General features: G+C 72.0%; 11 protein-coding genes. 5 read left to right on the forward strand and 6 right to left on the reverse strand.

Going from position 1 to position 9461, the window contains the following annotated elements; genetic code table 11:
* A partial coding sequence (locus AB0H81_RS41815; protein ID WP_358387126.1) for a hypothetical protein occupies positions 1-770 on the forward strand: 770 nt, incomplete at its 5' end.
* Positions 771-921: 151 nt separating this feature from the next.
* Here the strand turns inward: AB0H81_RS41815 and AB0H81_RS41820 are convergent.
* Complete coding sequence (locus AB0H81_RS41820; protein ID WP_358387129.1) at positions 922-2055, reverse strand: UDP-N-acetylglucosamine--N-acetylmuramyl-(pentapeptide) pyrophosphoryl-undecaprenol N-acetylglucosamine transferase; 1134 nt, start codon at positions 2053-2055, stop codon at positions 922-924.
* Positions 2056-2181: 126 nt separating this feature from the next.
* On the opposite strand from AB0H81_RS41820, the gene AB0H81_RS41825 reads away from it, so the two are divergent.
* Both AB0H81_RS41825 and AB0H81_RS41830 read left to right on the forward strand, forming a co-directional pair.
* A complete protein-coding gene (locus AB0H81_RS41825; RefSeq protein WP_358387131.1) occupies positions 2182-3132 on the forward strand; it encodes a Ppx/GppA phosphatase family protein in 951 nt (316 codons plus the stop codon).
* Positions 3133-3228: 96 nt separating this feature from the next.
* A complete protein-coding gene (locus AB0H81_RS41830; RefSeq protein WP_358387134.1) occupies positions 3229-3387 on the forward strand; it encodes a hypothetical protein in 159 nt (52 codons plus the stop codon).
* A 4-nt stretch (positions 3388-3391) separates the two neighbouring features.
* On the opposite strand, the gene AB0H81_RS41835 is transcribed toward AB0H81_RS41830, so the two are convergent.
* Together AB0H81_RS41835 and AB0H81_RS41840 are read right to left on the reverse strand one after the other, a co-directional pair.
* Entirely contained in the window at positions 3392-3871 is a 480-nt protein-coding gene (locus tag AB0H81_RS41835; protein ID WP_358387137.1) for an ATP-binding protein, read from the reverse strand.
* A 69-nt stretch (positions 3872-3940) separates the two neighbouring features.
* Complete coding sequence (locus AB0H81_RS41840; protein WP_358387140.1) at positions 3941-4486, reverse strand: helix-turn-helix domain-containing protein; 546 nt, start codon at positions 4484-4486, stop codon at positions 3941-3943.
* A gap of 138 nt (positions 4487-4624) precedes the next feature.
* On the opposite strand from AB0H81_RS41840, the gene AB0H81_RS41845 reads away from it, so the two are divergent.
* Positions 4625-6154, forward strand: coding sequence for an MDR family MFS transporter (locus AB0H81_RS41845; RefSeq protein WP_358387143.1), 1530 nt, complete (start codon positions 4625-4627; stop codon positions 6152-6154).
* Positions 6155-6284: 130 nt separating this feature from the next.
* Here the strand turns inward: AB0H81_RS41845 and AB0H81_RS41850 are convergent, their stop codons facing one another.
* The gene (locus tag AB0H81_RS41850) at positions 6285-6605 is read right to left on the reverse strand and encodes an STAS domain-containing protein (RefSeq protein ID WP_358387145.1); all 321 of its coding nucleotides are present in this window, start codon (positions 6603-6605) and stop codon (positions 6285-6287) included.
* Between the two features lie 68 nt (positions 6606-6673).
* Here AB0H81_RS41850 and AB0H81_RS41855 point away from each other — a divergent pair, with 68 nt between their 5' ends.
* Positions 6674-7603: a GNAT family N-acetyltransferase gene (locus AB0H81_RS41855; RefSeq protein WP_358387148.1), complete on the forward strand. Its 930-nt coding sequence runs from the start codon at positions 6674-6676 to the stop codon at positions 7601-7603.
* Positions 7604-7640: 37 nt separating this feature from the next.
* Here AB0H81_RS41855 and AB0H81_RS41860 read toward each other — a convergent pair whose 3' ends face one another.
* Positions 7641-8915, reverse strand: coding sequence for an AAA family ATPase (locus AB0H81_RS41860; RefSeq protein WP_358387150.1), 1275 nt, complete (start codon positions 8913-8915; stop codon positions 7641-7643).
* Positions 8912-9382 carry a hypothetical protein gene (locus AB0H81_RS41865; RefSeq protein ID WP_358387152.1) on the reverse strand — a complete coding sequence of 157 codons (471 nt, stop codon included), beginning with the start codon at positions 9380-9382 and terminating at the stop codon, positions 8912-8914. Before AB0H81_RS41865 ends, AB0H81_RS41860 begins: the two co-directional genes overlap by 4 nt.
* Positions 9383-9461 lie beyond the last annotated feature (79 nt).

Below are 9461 nucleotides of genomic sequence, written 5' to 3' on the forward strand. Positions count from 1 at the left end.
CCGCCGCGGGCCCGGCCGCCACCGTCCTCGCCCTGGCCGCCGTCGCCGCCGGGCTGGACCTCTTCCTCTCCGAGCGCTACACGGCCTTCGCCGTCGTCATGTCCGGCGCCGCGCTGCTCATCGTCGGCGTGCTGCTCAAGCCCCGCCCCGACGCGCGGGCCGAGCGGCGCCGCGCGGAGGAGCTGCAGGTGTACGAGACCGCCCGGCGGCACGCGGACCGGTACGTGCTGCGCGAGTGGCTCGACGAGCCCGCCCGCGCCCTCATGGACCGCGCCCACGCGGCGGTCGCCTCGGTCATGGGTTCGCGCGTCAACGCCGAAGGGCTGCTGGACGGCGTCCGCAACGCGGTGATGCTGCCCGAGCAGGAGTGGCAGATCGCCCGGCTGCTCGCCAAGCTGTCGGAGCTGCGGGCCGAGCACGAGGAGGTGCTCGCGGAGGGCGTGACGCCGGAGGTGGCCGCCGTCGCAGAGCCGCTCGGCCGGGCCCTGGCCGGCAGCGAGGCCGCCGTGGTGGCGCGGGTGGAGGCGCTGGAGCGTTACGCGGGCCACGTCGCCGACGCCGAGCGCGCCCACCGGGCCCGCGGCCAGATCGAGCGGCTCGGCGCCACGCTGCCGCGCTACGAGGAGTTGCTGGCCGAGTCGGGCGCCGCCGGTCCGGCGGTGCCCGAGCTGGGCCGGCTGGCCGAGGACGCCGGCCGGCTCGAACAGGCCTTGCGCGACAGCGTCCGTGCCGCCCGCGAAACCCTCCGCCCGCTCACCCCGGACCCCTGAGATTCCAGCCCCCTGAAACCTCCGGCTCCTTGAGACCTCCGGCTCCTTGAGACCTCCGGCTCCTTGAGACCTCTGGCCCCCGAGACCTCCGGCCTCTTGAGACCTCTGCTCCCTGCAACCCCCGGCCCCCGATCCCGGCCTTTTCCGCGGGTCAGCCGTGCCAGTGGGCCGTCTGCAGCAGCACGTCGCACAGTGCTTCCGCCGCGTCCACGCGGCCCGCCTTGCGCGCCGCCTCGGCCATCGCCGCGCGCAGCTCCGGGTCGGCCAGCAGCGGCATCAGCTCCGCCAGCAACATGTCGGCCGTCGGGTGCGGCTCCAGCAGCGCCCGCGCCGCGCCCGCCGACACCAGGTATCCGGCGTTCTTGCGCTGCTCGTCGCCACCCGTCGGGATGAGCGGGACCAGCACCGACGGCTTGCCGATGGCCGTCAGCTCCGACACCGTGCCGGCGCCGCTGCGCGCGATCACCACGTCGGCCGCGGCGAACAGGTCGGCCAGCTCCGAGCCCACGTACGGCACCGGGTGGTAGCGGTCGGCCAGCTGCGGCGGCAGCGCGACGGCCCGCATCTGCTCGATCCAGGCCGGCCCGCACTGGTGGACGACCTGCGCGTGCTGCAGCAGCCGGGGCAGGATCTCCGCGAGCAGCGTGTTGATCTGCTTGCTGCCCTGCGCGCCGCCCGTCACGTAGATCAGCGGCACCTCGAACGTCAATCCGAACAGGTCGTACGCCGCGGCCCGGTTGCCCTGCAGCAGCTCCGGCCGGATCGGGTTGCCGGTCACCACGGCCCGGTCCCGTACCGAGGCCGGCAGGTACTGCAGCGACGACTCGTGCGACAGTGCGATCCGGGTCGCCAGCCGGGCCAGGATCCGGTTGGCCAGCCCCACCACCGTGGTCTGCTCGTGCATGACCAGCGGCCGGCGGATCAGCTTGGCGGCCACGCCGATCGGCACCGCGACGTACCCCCCGGTGGACAGCACCACGTCGGGCAGGAAGCGGGCGGCGTGCCCGATCGCCTGGGCCACGCCCACCGGGATGCGGAACACGTCGGCGATGTTGGTGCCGAGCTCGCGCAGGTTGGGGCGGCGGCGCAGCTTGCCGGTGGTGATCGCCTTGAACGGGATGCCGTGCTCGGCCGTGATCCTGGCCTCCAGCCCGTTGGCGGTGCCCACCCAGAGCACGTCGTGCGGCACCTGACGCCGCCGCACGGCCGTCAGGGTGGTCAAAGCCGGATAGGTGTGACCTCCGGTGCCGCCACCGGTGATCAGCAGTCGCAGGGTTCGAGACATGCGATCAGCGTATGGCCGTGACGGGGGCAACCCGTACTCGCGCCCCCGCGCGGTCTGGCCGCGTCGCGCACGGCACGAGAGGGGGAGGCGTCGCCGTGCGCGCCGCAGGCCGGTAGCGTCATGGCCATGCGACTCGGCGTGCTGGACATCGGTTCGAACACCGTTCATTTACTCGTCGTCGACGCCCACCGAGGCGCCCGGCCCATCCCCGCGTACTCCCACAAGGAGGAGCTGCGCCTGACCGAGTACCTGGACGCGCGCAACGAGCTGTCCGCCGAGGGCATCGAGCGGCTCGGCGCGTTCGTCGAGGAGGCCCTGCGCCTGGCGGAGGACAAGGGTGTCGAGGACTTCCTCGCGTTCGCGACGTCGGCGGTGCGCGAGTCGGCGAACGGCGAGCAGGTGCTGTCCCGGATCGACGAGCGCTGCGGCGTCGACATCGACGTGCTGTCCGGACGCGACGAGGCCAGGCTGACGTTCCTGGCGGTGCGGCGCTGGTTCGGCTGGTCGGCGGGCCGGCTGCTGGCCTTCGACATCGGCGGCGGCTCGCTGGAGATCGCCGCGGGCGTGGACGAGGAGCCGGACGTGGCCGTGTCGCTGCCGCTGGGCGCGGGCCGGCTGACGCGCGACTGGTTCACCGCCGACCCGCCGCCGCCGGACGAGGTGCGGGCGCTGCGCCGGCACGTGCGAGCGGAGATCGCCCGCACGGTCCGCGACGTCGTACGGCACGGCGACTCCACCTGCGCGGTGGCCACCTCCAAGACGTTCAAGCAGTTGGCCAGGGTCGCGGGGGCGGCCCCGTCGAGCGAGGGGGTCTACGCGTCGCGCTCGCTGTCGCGCCAGGACCTGGCCGACTGGACGGGCAAGCTGACGACCATGGACGCGGCCACGCGGGCCGCGCTGCCGGGCGTGTCGCCGGGCCGGGCGGCCCAGCTGGCCGCCGGCGCGCTGGTCGCCGACGCGGCGATGGACCTGTTCGAGGTCGAGCGGCTGGAGATCTGCCCCTGGGCGTTGCGCGAGGGCGTCATCCTGCGCCGCCTGGACCAGCTCCCCAGCCGTCGCGAGACCCCGCCCGCCTGACCGGCGCGGGGACACAGGCGGGACTCGCCGCCAAGCCAGTCGGATCTATCCCTTGGCGGAGGTATAGACCCGAGGTGATGGGGAAAGTCTGGCCGAATGTTGGCACTACTGGGCGCGATCGCCTCGCTGGCGATCACCTTCTCCCTCGTGTTCCTGGCGGTCCTGCTCATCTCGGTGGTGGTCCTGGTGACCCTCGGTCTCATGGCCGGCCTGACAGCCAGACCGTGGCCGGCGCCGGCCGCCAGAACCTCGTAACCGGTCAGGCCCCGTTGTCCGCGCCCCGCGCGGTGTGGTGGGCGGCGAGCCCCCGGTCGCTCATGAGCGGCCGGGCCGCCGCCTCGGGGGCGAAGCGCAGCCGCTTCTCCAGGCACACCACGGCGCCCTTCTCGCGGCGGTTGGTGAAGCGGATGTCGTCGGCAAGTGCCCGCATGATCTGCAGCCCGCGGCCGTGCTCGGCGGTGTCGGGCGCCGGATCCACCGTGCGGGGGTCGAACCCGTCGCCGGTGTCGATGACCTTGATCGTGCACAGGTCGTCGTGGACGCCCGCGCTGACCGTGTACTCGTCGCTGGGCCCCGCGTGCCGGATCACGTTCGAGCACGCCTCGCTGAGCATGAGCTCGATGTCGTCACGGATCTGCGGCACGACGCCCAGAGTCTTGAGGGTGGCCTCGAGAATCTGCCTGATCAGGGGGACGCTGGCCGCATCTCTGGGCAATCGGAGCGCGATCGTGGCCTCCACTGCTTTCCTCCCCGGATGGATGCGTTGCGTGATCGGAGACCTGCCCGGGATCGCGTGTCCCAATCGTCGCTACGGCTCCAGGAGTCGTAGCGCGACCTCCAGGGAGGCCTCGTGGATCTCCTCCTCCGACACCGATTCCTCGTGCGGCATCCACTTGCCCGCGTGCAGGGCGAACAGCGACATGGAGCGCCCGATCCGCAGCGCCAGCGGGTCGCCGGGATCGCTCATCTCGTTGACGAGCTCCAGCATCGCCTCGCGCATGCGCACGAGCTTCGGATGGTCGCGCAGCGCCGTCTGGTTGCGCTCCATGAACCGCGCGACCTCCATGTACCGGGGCCTGCGCAGCGACTCGGCGAAGCGCAGCACGACCTCGCGGCGCGTCTCCGGGCTCTTCGGCTGGGCCCTGACCCAGGCCAGCAGCTCCTCGATCTCGGCCACACGCATGTCGGCCAGGCTGGCGACGATGTCGTCCTTGGTCTTGAAGTGGTAGTAGAGCGCGGCCTTGGTCACGCCGAGCTCCTCGGCGATCTCTCTCAGTGAGGTCGCCTCGTAGCCCTGCTCCGTGAACAGCCTGAGAGCGATCTCCTGGATACGCGTCCGGGTGTCTTCGCGCAATGTGCACCTGTTTCGACTTGACGACCGGCAAGTAAGTATCTACCTTATTGCAAGCTTGCCGGTCGGCAAGTAAGGAAGATTCTCCACGTCGGGGGTGTGCTTATGGAAGAGGCAGCGGGAGGGCGCCGCAGAGAAGTCATGGTGGTCCTGCCCGGACTGATGCTGGCGATGATCCTCGCCATGCTCGACAACATGATCGTCGGTACGGCGATGCCCCGGATCGTGGGCGAGCTCGGCGGGCTCCAGCATCTCTCATGGGTCGTCACAGCGTACGTGCTCGGCACGACCGTCTCCACTCCCATCTGGGGGAAGATCGGCGACCTTTACGGACGCAAGACCATCTTCCTGGTCTCGATCGTCATCTTCATGATCGGCTCGGCGCTGTGCGGCATGGCCGGCTCCTCCGTGCTGGGCGGCCCCGACGGCGGCATGGCGGAGCTGATCGCCTTCCGCGCCCTCCAGGGCCTCGGCGCGGGCGGCCTCATGGTCAACGTCATGGCCATCATCGGCGACCTCGTGCCGCCCCGCGAGCGCGGCCAGTACCAGGGCATCATGGCGGGCGCCATGTCCCTGGCCATGATCGCCGGCCCGCTCGTCGGCGGCTTCATCACCGACCACCTCGACTGGCGCTGGGCCTTCTACGTGAACCTGCCCGTCGGCGCCATCGCGCTCGCCGTGCTGGTCCTCAAGCTCCACCTCCCCAAGCACCACAACAAGGTGCGCATCGACTGGTTGGGCGCGATCCTGCTGTCGATCAGCATCACGGCCATGGTCCTCGTCACCACCTGGGGCGGCAACGAGTACGACTGGGGCTCCTGGCAGATCCTCGGTCTCATCGGCGTCGCCGTCGTCACGCTCGCGATCTTCATCCCGGTCGAGCGGGCCGCCGCCGAGCCGATCATGCCGCTGCAGCTCTTCCGTAACCGCAACTTCACGCTGATCTCCGCCATCGGCTTCCTGCTCGGCTTCGCGATGTTCGGCGCGATCAACTTCCTGCCGCTGTTCCAGCAGATGGTCCAGGGCGCCACGGCCACCAACTCCGGCCTGCTCCTGCTGCCCATGATGGCCTCGGCCATGATCGTGTCGCTGTTCGTCGGCAAGGCCATCACCTCGACCGGCAAGTACAAGATCTACCCGCTGATCGGCGGCGTCGGCATGGCCCTCGGCATGTGGCTGCTGTCCACCATGGACATGGACACCCCGAGCTGGCAGACCGGCGTCTACATCGCCGTGCTCGGCCTCGGCATGGGCTTCCTCATGCAGACCACCATGCTCATCGCGCAGAACAGCGTCGAGCAGAAGGACCTCGGCGTCTCCAGCAGCGCGACCACGTTCTTCCGCTCGATCGGCGGCTCGTTCGGCGTCTCGCTGTTCGGCGCGGTCTTCAACAACGGCTTCCGCGACCAGCTGACGGACAGGTTCGGGGCGCAGGCCGCCGAGAAGATCGCCAAGGGCGGGGGCCGGATGGACCCCGCCGCGCTCGCCCACATGCCGAAGGAGATGCGCACCGGCCTCATCGAGTCGCTGGCCGGCTCCATCTCCAGCGTCTTCTGGTGGGCGATCCTGTTCGCCGTCGTCGTCCCGCTGCTGGCGGCGTTCGTCAAGGAGATCCCGCTGCGCGGCGGCCCGGCCGCCCAGGAGCAGCAGCCCGAGCCCGTCGTCGGCTGACCCCGGCAGACCGCGCCGCGACGCCCGGGAGGAGCCTCCTCCCGGGCGTCCGGCCGTGGAACGGGGCCTCGCGGACGTCACGGCGGCGGGCAGGGCCTCCCGCGGAGGTGGCCGCGGTCGGGTCGGGCGGTCAGGCGGGCGGGAGGCTGAAGAGCCGGTCCAGCGCCGTCATCCGCAGCACGTTGCGCAGGTACGGCGTCACGGCCACCACCCGCAGCACGGCGTCGGCCCGCTCGGCCTGGTGGTACAGCCGGATGAGCGCCGCCAGCCCGGACGAGTCGATGAACGACAATCCCGACAGGTCAACGTCGAGCCGGCGAACCCCGCGATCCAGGGGCAGTGCGGTCAGCTCGGAGACGGTGCCGTAGTCTAGGTCGCCGCTGAGCGCCAGCCGTACCGTCATCGGGTCTGGGGTGACGACCACGACGCGCAGCGGGTTCTTGTCCAGCACCCATCCAGCTTAACGACGGAGGGAAAATGGGAGGCGAGGGTCCTGCCCGTTTCGGCACAATCGCCGGCATGGATTCCATCAGGCGCCCCCGGCCGGAGGACGCCCCCGCCATCCACGAGCTGCTCGCGGCGGCCGACACGGCGGTCATCGGTCACGCCGACTGGACCTTGGACGACGTCAAGGCAGATCTCGCGGACCCCGGTTTCGACCTCGACCGCGACGGCCTGCTGCGCCTCGACGCCGACGGCCGCCTGATCGCCTGGGCCTGGGCCTGCGCCAAGGGCCGCAGCGACCTCGTCGAGGTGGACGTCACCGTCCGTCCCGGCCGCGAGGACGTGGCGGGGCCCCTGTGGGGCACCGTGCTGGACCGTGCCCGCGAACTGGGCAGGGAGCGCGGCCATGACGCCGTCACGGTGGACGCCGGCATCCACCGCGCCGACGAGGGCAAGCGCGCCCTCGCCGAGCGCCACGGGCTCGCGCCCGCCACCAGCTTCCACCGGCTGCGCATCGACCACGAGGGCCCACTGGAGCCGCCCGCCGCGCCGCCCGGCCTCACCCTGCACAGCGGGGAGACCGAGGACGTGCGCCGCGACGCCCACATGCTCCACCAGGCCGCCTTCTCCCAGCACTTCGGCTTCGTCAAGGTCGACTACGACACCTGGTACGCGCGCCGCGCCGCGCACCGCGCCACCGACTGGAGCCAGCTCACCGTCGCCCGCGTCGACGGCCGGCCCGCCGCTACCGTGATCGGCAACGACCAGTTCCTGCCCGACGAGGGCTGCGGCTACGTCGCCCTGCTCGCCGTGCTCCCGGAGTTCCGGGGGAGGGGCCTCGGCCGGTTCCTGCTGAAGCACGCCTTCGCCGCCGACGCCGCGCGCGGCCGCAAGGGCACGATCCTGCACGTCGACTCCAACAACACCACGCCCGCCCTCGACCTGTACCTGTCGGCGGGCATGCGCACGGTCATGGTCATCGACGTCTGGCGCGCCCGCCTCTGAGCCGCCACGCGTCCCGCCCGGCCGCCGGGGACGCGCGTCAGACGCGGTGGGCGGCCAGGTGGTCCAGGACCGCCTGGTTGGCCTCCCAGCCGTCCGGGAACTTCACCGGGACCCCGAGCTGCACCGGCTCGGCTGACGGGTGCGCGTCCAGCAGCTCCGCGATCCCCGCGCGCGCCACCACGACGCACGCGTGCCGGTGCCGCGAGGCCAGCACGCACAGCCGCCCCGACTCCAGGTGGAACGCCGTCGCGTCGCGCCGCCCCGACAGCGGGTGCAGCACGATCGTCACGTCGTACTCGCGGCCCTGCAGCCGGTTGGCCGTGTCCACGGTGATCTCCGGCGGCACCCCGGCGTTCCTGATCGCCGCCACCTGGTCGCGGTGGGCCGCGCCGACCGCGATCCGCTCGGCCGTCACCGGCCGCTCGCCCTGCTCCGAGGACGCGACCGCGCCCCGCTGGAGCAGCCGGGACGCCAGCAGCGCCACGGCCCGCACGGCCTCGCCGTCGGTGCGCACGGTGTGCCGGTTCGGCAGCTCCAGCAGCGCCCACCCCGAGCGCGCCGCCTCCTCGAGCGCCCGGTCGTGGACGGTGCCCATGCCGCCCGTGGACAGCTCCAGCCGCCGCTCGTGCGGCTCCGTGCCGGCCCGGAACCCCGTGAACGGGTAGAACGCCCGCGACACCACGGGCGCGGCGGACGCGGGCAGCCGCCACGACACGGGAAGCCGGTGGACCGGCAGGTCCGGATTGTGCCGCAGCAGCACCGACACGGCGCTCTGCAGCGGATCCCACGACAGCCCCGACCAGCGGTCGCCGTCCACGATCGAGAACGGGTCGAGCTGCCCCGGGTCGCCCACGAACAGCGCCCGCTCGAACAGCCCCGCGATACGTAGCAGCTTGTCCGAGCGCATCTGGTACGCCTCGTCCACGATCGCCCACGGCCATGTACGGCCGGAGATCCACGCCCACTTGTCGGCGGTCGCGATCACGATGTCGGGGTCGCCGAGATCCTGCACGCGGGTGCCCACCGTGACACCGCGCAGCTCCAGCAGCCGCAGCGGAGGGACGTAGCCGCCCGCCGACAACCGCCCGACCGTCAGGTCCGGGTGCCGCTCGCAGATCCGCGTCACCAGGTCGTCGACCTGCTCGTTGGTCTGGGCGACGATCATCAGGGGCTCGCCGGTGGCGGCGATGTGCGCCGCCGCCCGTACGACGAGGGTGGACTTGCCCGCGCCGGGCGGCGAGTCCACGACCACGCCGCGATGCCTCGGCAGATCGGCGAGCACCGCCTGGATGACCTGCTCGGGACTCGTCACGACCACTCCTCCAGGGCGTCCTCGTCGCTGGGCGTGTACTCCCGCGGCGGGCCGCCGTGCGTCCACGGGGTGGCCTCGGCCTCGGGCAGGGCAGGGGAGCCCTGGAAGTCGTCGGTCAGCGAGGTGTAGCAGACCCGCTCGCCCACCTCGGGCACCGACCCGGGCGCGGGCGTCTTCCCCCGGCCCATCCCCTTGGTGATCTTCACGGTGACCAGGCCGTCGCGGGCCTCCACGAGCTGGGCGCCCTGGGCGCGGCGCTGCGGGGTGCCGAGCGCGGTGCCGGGGGCCAGCCGTACGGGATCGTCGGTCTTGACCACCACGAGAGGGCGCAGCTTGCGCGAGCGGCCCTCGCCCTCGGCGTGCTCGGGCTCGGTCTCGACCACCTCGCCCGCGAACGCCTCACCGGTCAGCCGGAACTCGGCCATGACCAGCGGGTCGTCGTAGGCGCGCTGCACGGTGTTCCGCATGCTCGACAAGAAGCGCATGCGGGAGGAGTCCGCCAAGCACATGGAGGACCTCAAGATCGGGCTGCGTTCCCTGACCCAG

This window comes from Nonomuraea sp. NPDC050691 (assembly GCF_040654455.1).
Taxonomy (GTDB): Bacteria; Actinomycetota; Actinomycetes; order Streptosporangiales; family Streptosporangiaceae; genus Nonomuraea.

Excerpts from the sequence above, each read along its gene's own strand:
- AB0H81_RS41820 (WP_358387129.1), bottom strand. The coding sequence starts at position 2,055 with ATGTCTCGAACCCTGCGACTGCTGATCACCGGTGGCGGCACCGGAGGT.
- AB0H81_RS41825 (WP_358387131.1), top strand. The coding sequence starts at position 2,182 with ATGCGACTCGGCGTGCTGGACATCGGTTCGAACACCGTTCATTTACTC.
- AB0H81_RS41830 (WP_358387134.1), top strand. The coding sequence starts at position 3,229 with ATGTTGGCACTACTGGGCGCGATCGCCTCGCTGGCGATCACCTTCTCC.
- AB0H81_RS41845 (WP_358387143.1), top strand. The coding sequence starts at position 4,625 with ATGGTGGTCCTGCCCGGACTGATGCTGGCGATGATCCTCGCCATGCTC.
- AB0H81_RS41855 (WP_358387148.1), top strand. The coding sequence starts at position 6,674 with ATGGATTCCATCAGGCGCCCCCGGCCGGAGGACGCCCCCGCCATCCAC.
- AB0H81_RS41865 (WP_358387152.1), bottom strand. The coding sequence starts at position 9,382 with ATGCGGAACACCGTGCAGCGCGCCTACGACGACCCGCTGGTCATGGCC.